Below are 17,226 nucleotides of genomic sequence, written 5' to 3' on the forward strand. Positions count from 1 at the left end.
CTAGCTCTTGGCCGTTAGGGCCTTCTTCCAGCTGACCGCGGCACCGGTGCGCAGGACATTGCGCGGGTAGATCCAGGCTGCGAGTGCGATGACTGCGGCTACTCCCACAACCATGATTAGCAGTGAGGCAACCAACTGGAGTGCGGAGAAGTTGCCAACGGCATACTGCAACGGAGCGGTGGTGATGGAAACCGGCGGAATCCACGAGGCAATCTGCATGACGGTAGAGTCCAGCTTGCTCCAGCCAAACAGCGGAACATACATCGTAATCAGCGAGAACACCAGTACCGGCATCTGTGCGCCCTGGAAATCTTCCATGCGGCTGACCAGTGATGCGGAGGCTGCATACAGCGCTGCGAAGAAGAAGTAACCGAGGATGAAGCACGGGACCAGCAGCCAGACTGCGGACCACGGGACGTCGAAGCTCTCCGCCAATCCGGTAATCATGAGGGCAATTGCGGCGCTGGCGGTCAGCACACTCATCATGATGATGCCGGCCAGACCGGCGCCGAGGATCTTGCCGGCCAACAGGTGCGCCGGGCGGACTGTCGAGAGAATGATCTCGATGACGCGGGAGGACTTCTCCTCGATGACGCTGGTGGCAACTGCGCCACCGAAGACGAGGATGGCGGTCATCATGACCATCACACCGATTAGCGTGATGAGCATCGCAGGCATCTTCTCGTCTTTTGCTTCATCCAGGGATTCCACCGACACGACTGCGCTTTGAGTCTTGGAGAAAAACTCGCCGGGGTTGATTCCGTTTTCGCTGAGCAGCATGGCTTCGTTCTGTTTCTGCAGCGACTCCTGCAGCATTGGGGCTAGCCAGGATGGGGCGTCGTCGGCAAGCAGTTTCCACGACCCTTCCCTGCCTTCTGCCGTGTCGGGGACGAGAGCGGCGTCGGCATCGCCGTCGGTGACGGCAGCGCGAGCGGCCTTGTCGTCTGCAGCGGACGTAGTCTCCAACGGTGACAGTGATGCCGTGGAAAATGCGCCGGCTGCGGCGTCCGCGTCTTCAGCGTCCTTCATTTCGGCGGTGGCGTCGGCGAGAGAGTCCGCGAACGGCGCTTCTCCGACAACCGCGATCTTGACAGCGTCATTATCGGACTTGGAAGTCATGTAGTCGGCAACGAAGATACCGCCGACGACCGCCACTGCCATGATGATGAGCGTGATCAGCGAGCTCTTCTTCAGTAGATGCTCGCGGAGTTCGCGGACGAAAACGGTCTTGACGGCCGTTGAGGCGTTGTAAGTGTTGGTGCTCATTGCTGTACGGCCTCCTGGTAGAGCTCGGTAAGTGGAATTTGCAGAGGTCCGAACGAACGGACCGTTCCCGCTGCCATTGCGCTGTGCAGCAGCTTCTGGTCGGTGTCGGCTGGGGCGTCGGAATCGAGGTGAACGACGGTGGAGCCGTGGGCCTCGCGCTCCACGCTTGTTACGCCTTCGACAGAGGCCGCCCAATCCTGGGACGCACCATCGAGCTTGACGACGAAAGCCCGTGGGCCACGTGCGCGCAGCTCATCAACGGTGCCTTCCACGAGCATGCGGCCGTCGCGGATGATGCCGACGCGGTCACACATGCGCTCGACGAGGTCGAGCTGGTGAGAGGAAAACACGATTGGGGTGCCGCGGTCGGCGTACTCTTTGAGGACCGAGCTCATCACCTTGACCGCAACTGGGTCGAGGCCAGAGAAAGGCTCGTCGAGGACGAGTACCTCCGGGTCGTGGACGAGGGAGGCTGCCAGCTGCACGCGCTGCTGATTGCCGAGCGAGAGCGTGTCGACCTTGTCGTTGGCGCGCTCGGTGAGACCGAGGCGTGCCAACAAGTTATCGGCGTTGGACTCCGCGCGCTTGGTGGGCACACCGTGCAAGCGAGCAAAGTAGATCAGCTGCTTGCGGACTTCAGCCTTCGGGTAGAGACCGCGTTCTTCTGGCATGTAGCCAATCGTGCGGCGTAGCGAGTCATTCATCGGGGTATTGCCGATGCGCACTTCGCCTTTATCGGTGGCCAGCACGCCGAGGGCAATGCGCATGGTGGTGGTCTTGCCGGCACCGTTGGAGCCGACGAAACCGTAGATTTCTCCAGGGTTGACTTGGAAGCTCATGCCACGGAGAACCTGCAGGTCTCCGTAGGACTTCTCAAGCCCGTCAACAATGAGGCTGTTCATGGTGATCCTTAGATTGAGGAGTGAAGGGCAGAGGGGAGGGGGGGAGCGTGAGATTTGGGCCCGGGCTAGTCGTCCCGCAGATTCCAGGCGTAGACGACGGTGGGCAGTGTGGAAATGAAAAGAAAGATGACGATGCCGAAGATTCCGAAGCTGTACGGAATGTAGTGTCCCCAGTCAGGCTGTGCGTTCAGAACATAGGTGCCCACCAGAACTAGAGCGAGGAAGGACACTAGGCCGAAGTAGAGGAAGCAGCGGTAAGTGAGTCCGCGCAGGTTCAAAATTTGTTCTTGCTGGTACTCGTCCAGTAGTGAGATGGGTGCGCTGTCAACCATGTCGACTGTGATGTTGAGGCTGGTCCAGACAAAGATCATTATGAGGGAAGTCGCGGGCCAGAACATAGAAAGCCAGTCCGGGAAAATGTTGGTCAGAGTGCCGAGAAGTGCGATGCCGCTCAGCAGCATCAGCACAAGGCACACCTCGAATGCGATGACCAGCTTCCGCCGCGCCGCCTGGTTGCGCCAATTAGTCAGCCAGCCTGACATCTGCTCGACGCGCTTTGTGTATTTTGCTTCTCGCCGGACTTCTAGCTTCTCAAAAAAGCTCGGTGTTGCGTTTTCAGTCCGAATAGTTGGCATCGTCAGCTTTCCTTTCGGTAGAGGGCAGAGGACATGGGCTTGAATTCCTCGCGAGAAAACACTGCTTCCACGGGGAGATCGAACACTGCGCAAATGCGGAATGCCAGATCCAAGCTGGGGTAGTGGTCACCTCGCTCCAACGCGCCAATCGTTTGAGGATTGACCTCTACTTGTTTGGCTAGTTCGGCTCGGCTGAGTCCGTGTTCTGCCCGCAGCACTGAGATTCTGTTGAATATCGGTTCTTTGGGTCTAATCTTTGGGGACACATTCCAAAGTATTGTATAAACACAACGCTCCGTCAACTGTTTGCAACAAAATGAATGGCAATCACTTTTTTAAATCGCAGGTCAGCGGGGCAGAAAAAATCTAAAAAATTTTCAGCCCGTACACTTCCGTACACTCGGTTGGCATGACCACACTCGATCTGAAGTACGATGCAGCGACAACCGGAATTGCCAATGTGGAAATGGTTGATGGCAACGCCATCCCGATCCTGGGGTTTGGTACTTACAAGCTCGACGATGAGCAAGCGCGCAAATCCGTGCGCTATGCCCTGGAGCTCGGATACCGTCACATCGACACCGCATCGCTCTATGGCAATGAGCGTGGGGTGGGGCAGGGTATTGCTGATGCGGTCGCTGTGAACGTCGTAAAGCGTGAAGATATCTTCGTGACCACGAAGGTCTGGAACGATGCGCAGGAGACGGCGGCGACGCGCGAATCCGTGCAGGCATCTTTGGAGCGGCTCGGCCTTGACTATGTTGACCTGATGCTTGTGCACTGGCCGGTGGCGAAACAGGGGACGTTTGGGCAGTGCTTCGACACGCTGCTAGAGCTCAAGCGCGACGGGCTGATTTGCTCGGTTGGTGTGGCGAACTTCTACCCAGAGGTCCTCGACCAGCTCTCCGAGGTTCCGGTGGTCAACCAAATTGAGCTGCATCCGCAGTTCCCGCAGGATGAGCAGATCGCAGACGATCGCCGTCGTGGCATCGTTACGCAGGCGTGGTCGCCACTGGGGCGCGCGAAGTACTTTGAAGGTTCGCCGATTGCTGAAATCGCAGACCGCCTGGGTAAAACTCCCGCCCAAGTTGCTATCCGCTGGCACCTCCAGCGTGGCATCGTGGCCATCCCGAAGTCGGGTACGCCGTCGCGCATCAAGGAGAACTTTCAGGTCTCCGACTTTGAGCTGACCGACGAGGACATGGAGACGATTGCGTCGATGGCGCGTGCCGACGGGCGCCTGAGCGGCGACCCGCGGGTATTCGGCAATGAATAAGCGAATTTAGAGTTGCTTATAGCCCCATCACTATTGGTGTTTCGCGGGTAGCCTAAATGCTATGACGAACCCAGCATCTGAAATCCGCGTCGAAGCCGACGGCGCGATTGTCACTATCACCATTGATCGAGATCATAAGCGCAACTCCCTGACTGCCGACGTGTGTCGTGAGATTGCCGACGCGGTGGAAGCTGCCGCTGAGGTTCCCGAGCAGCGCGTTATCCTGCTGCGCGGCGAAGGTCGTGCGTTCTGTGCGGGTGCTGACCTGAGCGGCCAGCATCACGACGATTCCTTCCATGAGCAGCTGCGTCGAATGCTGCGCACAATCGAGGCCAGCCGTCTGGTGGTTATTGCGGATGTGCAGGGACCGGCCGTCGGCGCTGGCATGCAGCTGGCGATGGCAGCTGATTTACGCGTCGTTGGCGATCGCGGTTGGTTTATGATTCCGCCGGTCAAGCTCGGTATCGCTGTCGATGCCTGGACTATTCGCCGCGTACGTGTACTCGTCGGCGGTGCCCGTGCCCGCACTATTTTGTTGGCGGCCGAGCGCATGGATCAGGAAGCCGCCCGCGGTTGTGGTCTGGCTTCCTACCTCGGTGGTCCGGACAAGGCTGAGGAGGTAGCGCTCCGTATCGCCACCTATGCGCCACTGTCGCTGGCCTACCACAAGGCGGTGCTCAACGACGATGAGACGCACAGCCCGTTGAAGGACTACCAGCAGGAACTCTACGACACAGTCTGGGCTTCCGAGGATGCTGCGGAGGCATCGAAGGCGCGAGCTGAAAGGCGCGAACCAAATTTCATTGGCAAATAGTTCGAATAGGTTCAGCAATTAGGCGAATAGGGTAGGCAGTCATGGGCTCGTGGAAAACTCCCGACAGCGGTCTTACTCAACAGCAGGTCCAGCAACGCATCGAGTTGGGGCACGTCAACGAGCTGCCGCCAACATCCGGGCGCAGTGTGTGGGACATCATCCGTGCCAATGTGTTTACCCGGATTAACGGTATTCTCGCTGTGTTATTCGCAGTCGTGCTCTATACCGGCTCAATCGTCAACGGTGCCTTTGGTCTGCTGATTATCGCCAACTCTATCGTCGGCATCATCCAAGAACTGCGTGCCAAGCGCACACTGGACAAGCTCTCCATTGTCGGCCGCGCAAAGCCCATGGTCATTCGCGACGGAGAGCCGGCTCGCGAGATCGACCGCGAGTCCGTCGTTCTCGACGATCTCATCGAGGTCGGTCCCGGCGACCAAATCGTCGTTGACGGTATTCTCCGCTACGCCTCTGACGTGGCCGTCGATGAATCCTCTCTCACCGGTGAATCCGATGCCGTCGATAAGAGCGTTGGGGACATGGTCTACTCGGGTTCCTCGGTCGTGGTGGGGTCGGCGCGATATCAGGCCACCAAAGTGGGCAAGGAGGCTTACGCCGCCAAGCTCGCAGCTGAGGCCAACAAGTTCACGCTGACTGATTCCCAGCTCTTCCGCGGCATCAACAAGATCCTGACCTACATTTCTTGGATTCTCATTCCCGTCGGCGCTCTGGCAATCTATACGCAGCTCTTTGTTGCCGGCGATGATCTCAATGATGCGCTACTGGGGATGGTCGCCACGCTGGTGCCCATGGTTCCTGAGGGGCTTGTTCTCATGACCACCATCGCATTTGCCCTCGGCGTGGTGCGCTTGGGGCGGCATCGAGTGCTGGTCAATGAGTTGCCCGCCATCGAAGGTCTCGCGCGCGTTGACACCGTGTGCGTCGACAAAACTGGCACACTCACCGAAAACGCGATGCAGCTGGTAGAAGTCGATATCGTATCGGGTGACGGTACTTCCCGCGATGAGCTCGACGCTGTGCTCATCAATCTTTGCAAGCTCGACGATCGCCCCAACGCAACGGCTCGCGCACTACTCGATGGGCTTGCGGACGCAGGGGACGTCGTAAAGCATGAGCAGACCGAAACCCGCCCCTTCACTTCAGCGAATAAGTGGTCGGCGCTGACGTATCACGGCGGTGCGACGTGGGTTTTCGGCGCGCCCGATGTGCTTGTCGACGACTCCGCGGTCGGCATGCAGAAAGCTCGGCAGCTTATGGAGGAAGGACTTCGTGTGCTCCTGCTTGCGCGGACCTCAGTTGGGGCAGATGGCCTGCCCGGCGGTGCGCTGCGGAAGAGTGGCGAGGTGGAGTTGGAGCCGGTCGCACTTGTCGTGCTAGGGCAGAAGGTGCGTTCAGATGCGGCGGACACGGTGGCCTACTTCTATGAAGAAGGTGTCGAGGTCAAGGTCATTTCTGGTGACAATGACCGCTCCGTGGGGGCTGTTGCACGTGAGCTGGAAATGCAGGGGGCTAACAACCCTGTCGATGCTTCTGAGCTTCCGGCGAGCCGCGATGATGGTAGCGAAGCTAAGAGCGCCGAGATTCGCGATGAATTTGCAGACATTGTGGAGTCGCGGCAGATCTTTGGCCGTGTCACGGCGGAGAATAAGCGCGATATGGTCCATGCGCTGCAGTCGCGCGGACATCATGTGGCGATGACCGGTGACGGTGTCAATGATGTGCTGGCGCTGAAAGCGGCGAATCTGGGCGTGGCTATGGGCGATGGGGCGCCGGCGACACGTTCGGTTGCGCAGTTGGTGCTGTTGGATAATCGCTTCGCCGTGATGCCGATGATTGTGGCGGAGGGGCGTCGCGTCATTGGCAATATCGAGCGTGTGGCCAACCTCTTTTTGACGAAGACCATCTACTCGGTGGTATTGGCGCTGGCTGTGGGGCTGTGGGGGATGGATTATCCATTCGAGCCGATTCATGTGACCATTACGGGCTGGTTCACGATTGGAATCCCGGCCTTCGTGCTGTCGTTGGCTCCTAACTTGGAGCGTGCGCGCGATGGTTTCGTGCGGCGCGTGTTGCGCTTAGCGATACCGGCGGGCATCACGGTGGGGTTGTTGACCTTCATATTTTGGTTGTGGGCAAACCCGGGAGTCGACGCCGGCGATGCGGCACGAGGGGAGGCGTCCACCGCGACCCTCATTGTGCTGATTGTTTCGGCATTTTGGGTCTTGGTGGTCGTGGCTAGGCCATACACCTGGTGGAAGGTTCTGTTGCTGGCGGTGTCGGCAGGAGCGTACCTGTTTATTTTCTCGGTTCGATCAGTGGCTTCAGTGCTTAATCTGTACTGGGTGGGGCGGGAGCTGTTGATTCCTGCGCTGATTGTGGGCGCCATCGGTGCGGTCATTATCGAGGCGCTGTGGTGGTGGCGTCAGAGTAAGCCATTGCCGGAAGAAGTGGAGAATACGAGCATAACAGCGTAAATGGGGGGGGTAGTAAAAGGTCTCCTCAAGTATGCAGGTAATGGCGTTTTTGGGGGTGCCTTAAGGCTCGCTGAGAAGTGGTTAGTCGCATTTAACTTCTTTGCTAACTGTGTTCCAGGTAACTTTGTTTCAACACCTAATGAAAAGTGTGGTGCATGGCACACCAGTAGGGTGGCTGTGCTGAACCCCATTACGAACACCTGCATAACTTCCTGGAAAGGATTAGCCCGTGTCCGCAACTCCTATGCCGACAGGCCGGCATAAGCCACAGGCGGCTGAGTACCGCTACGTGCAAGACTCAGCGCAGTTCCAAGAGCTCCGCTCTACATTCCGTTCATTCGCTATCCCGATGACCGTTGCAGGTCTGGTGTGGTACATCGCATTCGTTCTGTTTGCGACGTTTGCGCCGGACCTCATGGCAACTCCCGTACTGGGCAACATCAACCTGGGCATTGTCCTTGGTCTGCTCCAGTTCGTGACCACCTTCGCCATCACTTGGGTGTACATCAACTTCGCCAACAAGAAGCTTGAGCCGATGCAGGCAGAGCTGCGCGAGGCACTGGAAAGCGGAGAAATCGCTGAAATCGTCGCAAAGAAGGAGGCATAGACATGCTGACCAGTTTCTTTGCTGCAGATGACACTGCAGCAGCAGGTAACCCGATTCTCAACATCGCGGTCTTCGTCGCCTTCATTGTTGCGACCATGTTCATCGTTACTCGCGTGGGCAAGGGCGGAAACAAGGGAGCATCGGACTTCTACACCGGTGGTGCACAGTTCTCCGGTACCCAAAACGGTCTCGCCATTGCAGGTGACTACCTCTCGGCGGCTTCCTTCCTCGGTATCGTCGGCGCCATTGCGCTGACTGGTTACGATGGATTCCTGTACTCCATCGGCTTCTTCGTCGCTTGGCTCGTCGCGCTGCTGCTGGTTGCAGAGCCGCTGCGAAACGTCGGTAAGTTCACCATGGCCGACGTGCTGTCATTCCGTCTTAAGCAGCGTCCGGTCCGTACCGCAGCTGCTATCTCCACTCTCGCAGTGACCCTGTTCTACCTCATCGCGCAGATGGCCGGTGCAGGTTCCCTGGTCGCCGTGCTGCTCAACATTCATGACTCCACTCAGCAGTCCATCGTTGTCGCAGTCGTTGGCATCATCATGGTTGCCTACGTTCTCATCGGTGGCATGAAGGGCACCACTTACGTGCAGATGATTAAGGCCGTCCTGCTGGTCGGTGCTGTCATCATCATGACCCTGATCATTCTGGTGGGTGTTAAGGGCAACTTCTCTCAGCTACTGCAGGACGCAGTGGACATGCACGCGAGCTCGGACTACATCGCCGAGAAGGGCTACGAAGCCTCCGCCATTCTTGAGCCGGGTCTGAAGTACGGCGGCTCCTTCGTCCAGCAGCTGGACTTCATCTCGCTAGGCCTGGCACTGGTTCTCGGTGTTGCTGGTCTGCCTCACGTGCTCATGCGCTTCTACACGGTGCCGACCGCAAAGGAAGCTCGTAAGTCCGTGACTTGGGCAATCATCCTCATCGGTGGCTTCTACCTGTTGACCCTGGTGCTCGGCTACGGTGCTGCTGCGCTCGTCGGCCCGGACCGCATCACGGCCGCGCCGGGCGGAGCCAACGCTGCCGCTCCGCTGCTGGCCTTCGAAATCGGTGGCTCCATCTTCATGGCAGTGGTCTCCGCAGTGGCGTTCGCTACCGTGCTGGCAGTGGTCGCTGGTCTGGCAATTACCGCTTCCGCTTCTGTCGGCCAGGACCTCTACCAGGCCGTGATCCGCAAGGGACAGGCAACGGAAGCCGAGCAGGTTCGCGTCTCCCGCATCACCGTTATCGTGCTGGGTGTTGTCTCCATTATCCTCGGCATCCTGGCCATGGGGCAGAACGTCGCCTTCCTGGTGTCACTGGCCTTCGCAGTGGCCGCATCCGCAAACGTTCCAACCATCCTGATGTCCCTGTTCTGGAAGCGCTTCAACACCGCAGGCGCAGTTGCCTCCATGTACACCGGTGTCATCGCCTCGCTGGTTCTGATTATCTTCTCCCCGGCAGTTTCTGGCAGCGAGTCCTCGATGATTCCGTCCGTTGACTTCTCCTGGTTCCCGCTGACCTCGCCGGGTCTGCTCGCAATCCCGCTGGCGTTCTTGGCTGGCATCATCGCCACCTACATGGGCAAGCCGGATAACTTCGATGACCTGGCAGCTGAGATGGAAGTTCGCTCCCTGACCGGTGTCGGTACCGAGGCTGCGGTTGATCACTAATAACCACTGAGTCCTTGGCTGGCAGCGCTGCCCGAACAGCTCAGCCAATCTCAATTAACTGAATAGACAAATGCAAAGGCCCCGTTATCGTCACTGGTAGCGGGGCCTTTGTGGTGGGCGCGGGGTCGTCGTCAAGCATGTGCGAATCAGTGCATGATAGTTAATGGACGGGGCTGTTGCCCTAGCTCTGCAGGGGCTCGCGGAAGCGAGCTCGGAGTCTTAGATATAAGGTGGGAAGGTAACAATCTGGTTTGCCCCACCGCAATAATTGGAGTGTGTATGACTGACAATTCTGGCGCTTCTGAGAACAACAATTCTTTCCGTAGCGCCCTGCATGATGAGCACGTAAGCCTTGGCGCAGAAATGCGCAATGTTGGTGGCTACGAAGTGCCGTTCCGCTACTCTTCGGAAATTGCAGAGCACAACGCAGTGCGTGAGGCCGTTGGTGTTTTCGACCTGTCGCTAATGGGTATCATCCGCGTCACTGGTGAGGATGCGGCGGCGTTCCTTGCACACTCCCTGATTTCGGCAATCAAGCCGCTGGCGTTGGGTCGTGCCAAGTACACCATGATTGTGCAGGAAGACGGCGGCATTATTGATGACCTCATCATTTACCGTCTCGGTAGTCACGAATTCATGCTGGTGCAGAATGCCGCAGCCGCTGAAGATGTGTACTCGACGCTGCGCGAGCGCGTTGGTGGCTACAACGTCCAGGTTGAGCGCATGAATGACAAGAATGTGCTCCTGGCCATTCAGGGGCCGAAGGCTGCGAAGCTTCTGCGCCGTCTGCTGCCGCAGGATCTGCACGCGACCCTCGATGGCATGAATTACTACTCTTGCACCCTGCTCGAGGTCGCAGGTGTGGAAATGATTGTCGCCCGAACCGGCTACACCGGTGAGGACGGCTTCGAGATCTTCCCGCCGGCTGACCGCGCCGTCGAAGTCTGGCGTGCAATCATTGCAGCAGGTGGCAAGGTGGAAAATCCGGAGGATCCGGCTGACAACGGCGCTGACCTCGGCCTGCTGCCGTGTGGTCTGGCCTGCCGCGACACCCTACGTCTTGAGGCCGGTATGCCGCTCTATGGCTACGAGCTGACTCGAGACCGCACTCCGCTGGAGGCCGGCCTGAAGTCCATCATGGGGCCGACCAAGGGGCAGTTTATTGGGCGAAATGCCCTGATTAACCGTCCGCAGTCGAAGGAGCTGCTGGTTGGTCTGCGTTTCTCCGGCGATGAAGCTCCGAAGCGTGGCACCAAGCTCATTGATGCGGAAGGTAACGAGGTTGGTGTGCTGACTTCCGCCAAGGTGTCGCCGACTTTGGGCTACCCCATCGGTTTTGCATACGTTCAGCGTTGGCAGTCCTCCACTGGCACTGAGCTAACCGTCGAAGGCGCCGACATTACCGCTACCGTCGTGCCGACGCCGTTCTACAACCGTCGTCACCGCAAGTAGGGGAGCCCGCTTGTTCGGCCGCGTTGTGGCGAGCCGAAGTTTCGTTCAGGCTTGCCACAGCCTGAGCGATTCTGCAATCACAAGAATCCGCTGCAGTATTGTTGCAGCGGATTTTGGTGTTTTAGGGCGAGCTAGCGCACCTTACCTAATGAGTACCAAGCCGACGAACCTCGCCGCCCGAGACGAACCTAGCGGAACAGACCGGTGAGCCCTTGATTATCTTCGCTTGGCTGCTCTTCTTGCTCTGATTCCGATTCCGTCGGCTCGCCGGAGGTTGTCGGAGTCGTTGAAGTAGTGGGCGGCGTGGATGCATCAGAGGTCGTCGAGCTCTCCGTCTCACTCGTCTCCGTTGTGCTCTCGCTCGGAGCCGTCGGCTCAGGTTCCTGAGGCTGTGGCTCAGAGGTCGTTGGAGTAGTGGAGATCCACATTTGCTGCGATGTCGGGTCCGCGGAGGTCTGCTGCAGCACCGTCCACACTTCCTGCCCGCCGACCTGTGCGCATTCAAGATCCTGGCCGTTGGCGCTCATTCGTATCTCGCCGATCTGGTTCGGGCACAGCTGCCCAATGCGCGGCGTGCCGCCTTCTCGAACCTTTGGCCCGGTCGTCGTCGGCGAGCTTGTTGTCGACACCGTAGTAAGCAAGCTTGACGACGAGGTTTGCGTCGCCGCAACCTCCTCGCTTTCGCCGTTGGCGCAGCTGGTGGCAGTGGCTGCGAAAGTGAGGAAGCTGCAGGCCAGCGCCAGGTGCCGGCGGTTCTTGCACCGGCGGACAGTGAGTTGAGGGTGTTGTACGGTTGACAGCTGAGTTCGCGTATTCACATCCAGCTCACTTTCTGGGCTTCTCGGGCCTGTTTCGCGTGGTTTATTCTCGGCTTTCTGGGTCGGCGTCTCCTGAAAAACCACTGGGGGGAGCCAGCTGTAGGTTTACTTGCCGAGTTACTGGCATGGAAGGAGCTAGCATCCAATAGATAGGTTGATTCAACCGGCAACTATACAGTCGACTTTTCGATTTGCATACTAGATGCTTCTAACCGTGGCAGAGCGGGTGCGGCCAGAATCGAGAATTCGTCTGCGAAGCTATAAGTGATTTTTGATAGCATGTGCCCGATGAAACAGCGCATCTCGAATCGATTCTCCGTAAAGAGTAATGCGGATCTGTTCGCTCGACGCAGTGGTGCGTGGATGCTGGATTCGTTCCTTGTAGGAATCTTTGTTGCCATCATTGTGGCACTTGGCAAACTTGCGTGGGAAGCAGCCACGGCGAGCTGGGCGCTGCCGAGCCCGCCAGAGTTCAGAATTTTGTATGGTGCCATTTTCCCAGTTGTCTTTTTCATTGTGCGCGTGGTTGCAGAGGCACGCGGTGAACAGACGTTTGGGAAAAGCTCATTTTTGCTACACGTTGAGCCAGCGTGGAAAGTAGACTCTGGGGCGACTCCGTTCGAAGCCGCTCAGCCAGAGGGAACATCGGAGCTCGAGTCAGGAGACGATTCTTGGCGCGGAGGTTGGCAGGCGGCGGTACGTAATTGCTACCTATTGTTGATGATTTTCTTGCTTACGGATTTGGAGCCAATCGTTAGACTGTTTTTTGGTGTCCTGATGATTTGGGTTGCTGTTTGCCGCTGGCACCCATTCGACTGGTTGGCAGGAAAACGCGTCGTTGTTGAAAAAGGGCGTAGCGAGCGCTAGCGTTCGAGCAAGCGTCAGGCCCTGGCCTTTTCCTCCTCGGCCTCAACCTCAGCGTTGAATTCTCGTTTAGAGGACTGCCACTGGTCTTCAGTCATGCCGATACGCCAATAGCCAGAGATTGAAACGTCCTTCTTCGGGACCTCAGATTCAACGAAGAGGAAGCGACGCAGTTCCTTAATCATCTCGGCGACACCGTGGATGAACCAGCTAGTTTCCTTATCCTCTGGAATACCCGCCTCGCGCACCGTGCGGGATAGCTCTGTGCCGTGGGTTGCGCCGTTGCGGAGAACCCAATGGATTTCCACGCCCTCTCGGGTTGGGAGCTCAAACTTGCGATCTTCGGCTTCGACTTCGATGTATGCGGTTGCAGTCGTGCCTTCTGGGAGGTGCTTCAGTCCGGCGCTGATCGCTGGTGCTGCGGACTCATCGCCGGCGAGTACAAAGTGTTCATATTCTGCCGCAGGCCCCCACGCGCCACCTGGCCCTAAGAAGCCAAGCTTGTCTCCGACTTCAGCTACCCGTGCCCAAGGCCCAGCCAGGCCGGAATCGCCGTGGGTGACGAAGTCGACATCGAAGTCGCCCGTTTCGGAGTCCAGATTAATCAGAGTGTAGGTGCGGGTGATTGGCAGTTTATCTCTCGGCTGTTCGGCGCGAATTTGCGCAATATCGAACGGCCAGGAGTAATCAGCTTCCTCTGGCACAAACAGTAACTTGATGTAATGGTCGGTAAATTCCAGCTCCTTGCCCACAAATGCAGGCGAGTTCATGCTCAAACGAACAAGGTCTGGAGAGATCTGGCGACGTCCAATAACTGTTGCCTCATGTGCCTTACGGGGCTTACGCTTCGGTGCTGCTTTAGCTAGGTCAGCCATAGTTGTCACTGTCCTTCAACAAGTTTTTGGGCTGTTATGTACTGCCGGAAGTCTACACGCCATACGATTAGGTAAGCCTAACACAAGTGTTGCTGGAAATTGTTGGGTGATGCGTTCTCAGGAGAGGGGGGGGACGGGCGTAGTGGCCGGGCGTCAGAAAGACAAAGAACCCTCGCGTCCTATATGTAAAAGGTCACGAGGGGTATTTGTGCCCCAGAGAGCGTCTGGTTCGGTGACATCGTTCCGCATGTCTCATGAGATCGTTCCGGTGCCGAGAACCATCATGTCTCGTCACATCGTTCCGGCGAGAAACGATGTGCCCGGCAACACGCCACAGTTGCCCCAAACACGCCGAAACTGATGTCTCGCGACATCGTTCCTCCATGCTGAAACCATGGAGAAACCAGCTCCGAAAACCATCATCGAAACCATGCTCGCCACCGGCATGACCCAAACCGAAGCAGCCCAACACTTCGGCGTGACAACGCGTTGGATCCGCACATTACAAAAGCGCTACACCGAAGGCGGCATCAAGGCACTGACCCCTAAATCAAAACGCCCTCATACAAATCCACGCGCTACCGCCCCTGACGTAGTCGACCGCATCCTCCAATTACGCTACGAACTAACCAACCGCGGCACCGACGCGGGAGCCCACACCATCCGCTGGCACCTCGAGCAAGAAGACACAACCCCACTGCCAGCAACAGCAACGATCCATTGCATCCTCAAAAACAACGGACACATCACACCCCAACCACAAAAACGTCCCCGCAGCTCATGGATACGATTCCAAGCAGACCAACCCAACGAAACATGGCAAATGGACTACAGCGACTGGACCATCGCCGGCCACCAACGCGTCGTCATCCTTACAATCCTCGACGACCACTCACGCTATGTACTTCACTGCCAAGCCTTTAACAGCGCAACCGTCACCCACGTCATCGAAGCCTTCACCTACACAGCCACCATCCACGGTTACCCACAATCAACCCTGACCGACAATGGACGAGCATTCACAACCAGCAACGACCGCACCAACCCAGCACGCAATGGCTTCGAACAACTCCTCCTAGACCTAGGAATTGAACAGAAAAACGGCAAACCCTACCACCCGCAAACCCAAGGGAAAGTTGAACGATTCCACTACACACTCAAACTGGCACTACGTAACAGACCCCAAGCTAGAGACATCGACAACCTCAACGAACAACTCGATGGCATCATCGACTACTACAACAACAAACGCCCCCACCGAGCACTCAACCGATGTACCCCTGCGGAGGCCTACAACGCTTTACCCAAAGCGCATCCCCGCCCAGGAAACAAGACTTATGACTACCGCCTGCGCACCGACAAAGTCGCCAAAAACGGCAAAACGACACTGCGGTGGGGCGGACAACTCAGACGCCTCTATATCGGACGCCGATGGGCCGGAGAACCCATCACCATCATGTGCGTAGACAACACAGCAGACATCAAAATCACCGCCACGGGGCAACACATAGCCCACTACACACTGACCTCAGACAAGATCTACTACAACCAAAAAGACAACGAACTAAACCCCACCCCGGGCAACAAAAATAAAGGAAGCCTCGAGACATAACCGGAACGATGTCTCGAGACTTCACAATGTGCCCCAGAGAGGAATCGAACCTCCGACACCGGCTTTAGGAGAGCCGTGCTCTATCCACTGAGCTACTAGGGCAGTCATCTTCCGGGCAAAGCAGCCGCAAAACCTATCTACCAATCCCGGAAAAATTACCTCATAACCTTAACGCATCTGCGAGCTCTAGTGGCAATTGGGTCCTCGGCCTGACATGCAAACATGCAGGAAGCCCGCTATTACCCCCAAGTGTTTTTGCGCCCGGCGGTGTCGTTGAAAATCCGGCTAACATGGTTTATAACGAGCGACTTTCTTGCGCTTGCGGTCGCAACAGCGCTACTTATTTTCCGGTCGCTGTTTTGGAGGAGGATGACAAGATGATTAAGCCAACTTTCACGGATGTCAACGGTGTCAAGATTAAGTGCTCCATGACCACGGACTCAGACAAGCCGCACCTTCTGGTTTCGCGCATGGAAGATGATGGCTCTTTGACTCCGATTCTGGAGATGAACGTGTACGACTCCAAGTACATGGCCAACGCTTGCGAGATCTACCTGAAGCAGGCCGCTTCGGCTAACCTCCAGGGTTCGATGGCTGGCCTGTCTCCGGATGAGATGGCTGAACAGTTCGGTTACGAGGGAGATCCGACCAATCACTAGTCGAAACGACGCCGCCCGCACTCAGGCTGAGAGCCCTGTATACAGCGGGTATGTCGATGTAGACGTCATCGGAATCGGCGCCGGTAGTCCGAGCCACATTACGCTCGAGGCTATCGGCGCTCTTGCTGATGTCGACGTAGTTTTTGCTCTCGACAAGGGCGATGCCAAAGCGGACTTGTTGGCTGCGCGACAGGCGATCGTCGATAAGCATGCGCCGCATGTCGAACTCGTTGCCGTTCCCGACCCGCCACGTGACCGCACGCCCGATAACTACGGCGCAGTCGTCCGTGACTGGCATCAGCGCCGTGCAGAGCTGCTTGCCGACGCCTTCGTCGCTCACCTCGGACGAGAGGGCAAGCGCCGCGGTGCGTTCTTGGTCTGGGGGGACCCCGCCTTGTACGACTCAACGTTGCGGATTTTGCAGCGCGTCCGCGACCTTGGAGTGGACGTGCGCTCGCGAGTTATCCCCAGTGTGACAGCGATTTCCGCGCTGACCGCAGCGCATGGAGAGTGCCTGAACCAGATTGGTAAGCCGGTGTTGATTACCACTGGTCGGCGCCTGGGGGAGCGCGCGCCTGGTACGGATGCGGTGGTAATGCTCGATGGTGGGGCAGCCTGGCTCGAGCACGCGGACCCGGAGGAAGAGATTCTCTGGGGTGCATTCCTGGGAACGGAGCTGGAGACGCTCCGCCGTGGTCGTGTTGGCGATGTCGGCGAAGAGATTGCGGAGCTGAAAAAGGAGCTACGTGCGGAGCACGGTTGGATTATGGATATCTACCTGCTGCGCTCCGGCGCCTAGGACTGAGCAGTCGCAGCCGCGCTAGTTCGGCTAGCTGACTTTCTTACCCAAGAAGCCCTCTGCCCATCGGTGGAGGGCTTTTTCGGCGGCTTCGACGCCGTCGGCGACGGTTACCTTGGTGAGGACCTGATCGTCGTTAGGTAACACGCGTGTGGGGTCGCCTGCGGGGCGGACGGTGATGCTGACATGGTCGGCATCGATGACCTCGACCGTCGCTAATGCGAGCATCTCGACGTTCGTCTGCTCGGCAACTGCAAAGCGGTAGGCGGTGTCGTTTTCCCACTCGGTGGTGGAGTTGCGAAGGAACTCGGCGACGGAGTCAGGGGCCAATTCTGTGAGTAATTGGGTTGCGACCGGGGCATCATCGACGCGGGAATCGTGGCGCAGGGGGCGGCAGTAGAAGCGGCCGGCATTTACTTCCATGGGTTCCATACCGTCCACTCTAGACGTCCTGAACAGTGTTTGAGGGGTCGGGGAGGGGACGAAAAGAATCGAGC

At 57.7% G+C, this 17,226-nt stretch carries 17 protein-coding genes and 1 tRNA gene; 10 read left to right on the forward strand and 8 right to left on the reverse strand.

Features of this window, described 5'->3' with window-relative positions; translation table 11 throughout:
• The 4 genes from I6J19_RS05040 to I6J19_RS05055 form a co-directional block, all read right to left on the reverse strand.
• Window positions 1-1,266, reverse strand: a complete 1,266-nt coding sequence (locus I6J19_RS05040) for an ABC transporter permease (RefSeq protein ID WP_038626399.1) — start codon at window positions 1,264-1,266, stop codon at window positions 1-3.
• A complete protein-coding gene (locus I6J19_RS05045; protein WP_038626397.1) occupies window positions 1,263-2,168 on the reverse strand; it encodes an ABC transporter ATP-binding protein in 906 nt (301 codons plus the stop codon). The genes I6J19_RS05040 and I6J19_RS05045 overlap by 4 nt, the downstream gene beginning before the upstream one ends.
• 65 nt (window positions 2,169-2,233) lie before the next feature.
• Window positions 2,234-2,803 (reverse strand): hypothetical protein, encoded by a 570-nt coding sequence (locus tag I6J19_RS05050; protein ID WP_038626395.1) that lies wholly within the window; start codon window positions 2,801-2,803, stop codon window positions 2,234-2,236.
• Window positions 2,804-2,805: 2 nt separating this feature from the next.
• Window positions 2,806-3,069 carry a helix-turn-helix transcriptional regulator gene (locus I6J19_RS05055; RefSeq protein WP_038626393.1) on the reverse strand — a complete coding sequence of 88 codons (264 nt, stop codon included), beginning with the start codon at window positions 3,067-3,069 and terminating at the stop codon, window positions 2,806-2,808.
• A 143-nt stretch (window positions 3,070-3,212) separates the two neighbouring features.
• On the opposite strand from I6J19_RS05055, the gene I6J19_RS05060 reads away from it, so the two are divergent.
• The 6 genes from I6J19_RS05060 (at window position 3,213) to gcvT (ending at window position 11,102) form a co-directional block, all read left to right on the forward strand.
• On the forward strand, window positions 3,213-4,079 hold the full coding sequence (locus I6J19_RS05060; RefSeq protein WP_038626391.1) for an aldo/keto reductase: 867 nt from the start codon (window positions 3,213-3,215) through the stop codon (window positions 4,077-4,079).
• 61 nt (window positions 4,080-4,140) lie between these two features.
• Window positions 4,141-4,893, forward strand: coding sequence for an enoyl-CoA hydratase (locus tag I6J19_RS05065; RefSeq protein WP_038626390.1), 753 nt, complete (start codon window positions 4,141-4,143; stop codon window positions 4,891-4,893).
• A gap of 41 nt (window positions 4,894-4,934) precedes the next feature.
• A complete protein-coding gene (locus tag I6J19_RS05070; protein ID WP_038626388.1) occupies window positions 4,935-7,388 on the forward strand; it encodes an HAD-IC family P-type ATPase in 2,454 nt (817 codons plus the stop codon).
• A gap of 229 nt (window positions 7,389-7,617) precedes the next feature.
• Complete coding sequence (locus I6J19_RS05075) at window positions 7,618-7,995, forward strand: DUF485 domain-containing protein (protein WP_038626386.1); 378 nt, start codon at window positions 7,618-7,620, stop codon at window positions 7,993-7,995.
• 2 nt (window positions 7,996-7,997) lie between these two features.
• The gene (locus I6J19_RS05080) at window positions 7,998-9,650 is read left to right on the forward strand and encodes a solute symporter family protein (RefSeq protein ID WP_038626384.1); all 1,653 of its coding nucleotides are present in this window, start codon (window positions 7,998-8,000) and stop codon (window positions 9,648-9,650) included.
• Between the two features lie 279 nt (window positions 9,651-9,929).
• Complete coding sequence (gcvT, locus tag I6J19_RS05085) at window positions 9,930-11,102, forward strand: glycine cleavage system aminomethyltransferase GcvT (protein WP_070431881.1); 1,173 nt, start codon at window positions 9,930-9,932, stop codon at window positions 11,100-11,102.
• Between the two features lie 188 nt (window positions 11,103-11,290).
• On the opposite strand, the gene I6J19_RS05090 is transcribed toward gcvT, so the two are convergent.
• Entirely contained in the window at window positions 11,291-11,920 is a 630-nt protein-coding gene (locus I6J19_RS05090; protein ID WP_235191267.1) for a hypothetical protein, read from the reverse strand.
• Between the two features lie 288 nt (window positions 11,921-12,208).
• Between I6J19_RS05090 and I6J19_RS05095 the strand changes: the two genes are divergently transcribed.
• Complete coding sequence (locus I6J19_RS05095; RefSeq protein WP_038626380.1) at window positions 12,209-12,787, forward strand: RDD family protein; 579 nt, start codon at window positions 12,209-12,211, stop codon at window positions 12,785-12,787.
• A 14-nt stretch (window positions 12,788-12,801) separates the two neighbouring features.
• On the opposite strand, the gene I6J19_RS05100 is transcribed toward I6J19_RS05095, so the two are convergent.
• Window positions 12,802-13,659 carry a siderophore-interacting protein gene (locus tag I6J19_RS05100; protein WP_038626378.1) on the reverse strand — a complete coding sequence of 286 codons (858 nt, stop codon included), beginning with the start codon at window positions 13,657-13,659 and terminating at the stop codon, window positions 12,802-12,804.
• Between the two features lie 394 nt (window positions 13,660-14,053).
• Here I6J19_RS05100 and I6J19_RS05105 point away from each other — a divergent pair, with 394 nt between their 5' ends.
• Window positions 14,054-15,271: an IS481 family transposase gene (locus tag I6J19_RS05105; protein ID WP_187402487.1), complete on the forward strand. Its 1,218-nt coding sequence runs from the start codon at window positions 14,054-14,056 to the stop codon at window positions 15,269-15,271.
• 29 nt (window positions 15,272-15,300) lie between these two features.
• Here I6J19_RS05105 and I6J19_RS05110 read toward each other — a convergent pair.
• Window positions 15,301-15,373: transfer RNA gene (locus I6J19_RS05110), tRNA-Arg, on the reverse strand.
• Between the two features lie 275 nt (window positions 15,374-15,648).
• On the opposite strand from I6J19_RS05110, the gene I6J19_RS05115 reads away from it, so the two are divergent.
• Window positions 15,649-15,930 (forward strand): cg0963 family protein, encoded by a 282-nt coding sequence (locus I6J19_RS05115; RefSeq protein ID WP_016423292.1) that lies wholly within the window; start codon window positions 15,649-15,651, stop codon window positions 15,928-15,930.
• Window positions 15,881-16,729 (forward strand): precorrin-6A synthase (deacetylating), encoded by an 849-nt coding sequence (gene cobF / locus I6J19_RS05120; protein ID WP_038626374.1) that lies wholly within the window; start codon window positions 15,881-15,883, stop codon window positions 16,727-16,729. The genes I6J19_RS05115 and cobF overlap by 50 nt, the downstream gene beginning before the upstream one ends.
• A 30-nt stretch (window positions 16,730-16,759) precedes the next feature.
• Here cobF and I6J19_RS05125 read toward each other — a convergent pair whose 3' ends face one another.
• Window positions 16,760-17,161, reverse strand: a complete 402-nt coding sequence (locus I6J19_RS05125; protein WP_038626372.1) for a hypothetical protein — start codon at window positions 17,159-17,161, stop codon at window positions 16,760-16,762.
• Window positions 17,162-17,226 lie beyond the last annotated feature (65 nt).

Origin of the sequence: Corynebacterium amycolatum, assembly GCF_016889425.1 — a bacterium.
Classification (GTDB): Bacteria; Actinomycetota; Actinomycetes; order Mycobacteriales; family Mycobacteriaceae; genus Corynebacterium; species Corynebacterium amycolatum.

Excerpts from the sequence above, each read along its gene's own strand:
- I6J19_RS05040 (WP_038626399.1), bottom strand. The coding sequence starts at position 1,266 with ATGAGCACCAACACTTACAACGCCTCAACGGCCGTCAAGACCGTTTTC.
- I6J19_RS05125 (WP_038626372.1), bottom strand. The coding sequence starts at position 17,161 with ATGGAACCCATGGAAGTAAATGCCGGCCGCTTCTACTGCCGCCCCCTG.
- I6J19_RS05100 (WP_038626378.1), bottom strand. The coding sequence starts at position 13,659 with ATGGCTGACCTAGCTAAAGCAGCACCGAAGCGTAAGCCCCGTAAGGCA.
- I6J19_RS05095 (WP_038626380.1), top strand. The coding sequence starts at position 12,209 with ATGAAACAGCGCATCTCGAATCGATTCTCCGTAAAGAGTAATGCGGAT.
- cobF (WP_038626374.1), top strand. The coding sequence starts at position 15,881 with ATGAGATGGCTGAACAGTTCGGTTACGAGGGAGATCCGACCAATCACT.
- I6J19_RS05070 (WP_038626388.1), top strand. The coding sequence starts at position 4,935 with ATGGGCTCGTGGAAAACTCCCGACAGCGGTCTTACTCAACAGCAGGTC.
- gcvT (WP_070431881.1), top strand. The coding sequence starts at position 9,930 with ATGACTGACAATTCTGGCGCTTCTGAGAACAACAATTCTTTCCGTAGC.
- I6J19_RS05105 (WP_187402487.1), top strand. The coding sequence starts at position 14,054 with ATGGAGAAACCAGCTCCGAAAACCATCATCGAAACCATGCTCGCCACC.
- I6J19_RS05045 (WP_038626397.1), bottom strand. The coding sequence starts at position 2,168 with ATGAACAGCCTCATTGTTGACGGGCTTGAGAAGTCCTACGGAGACCTG.
- I6J19_RS05080 (WP_038626384.1), top strand. The coding sequence starts at position 7,998 with ATGCTGACCAGTTTCTTTGCTGCAGATGACACTGCAGCAGCAGGTAAC.
- I6J19_RS05065 (WP_038626390.1), top strand. The coding sequence starts at position 4,141 with ATGACGAACCCAGCATCTGAAATCCGCGTCGAAGCCGACGGCGCGATT.
- I6J19_RS05115 (WP_016423292.1), top strand. The coding sequence starts at position 15,649 with ATGATTAAGCCAACTTTCACGGATGTCAACGGTGTCAAGATTAAGTGC.
- I6J19_RS05050 (WP_038626395.1), bottom strand. The coding sequence starts at position 2,803 with ATGCCAACTATTCGGACTGAAAACGCAACACCGAGCTTTTTTGAGAAG.
- I6J19_RS05060 (WP_038626391.1), top strand. The coding sequence starts at position 3,213 with ATGACCACACTCGATCTGAAGTACGATGCAGCGACAACCGGAATTGCC.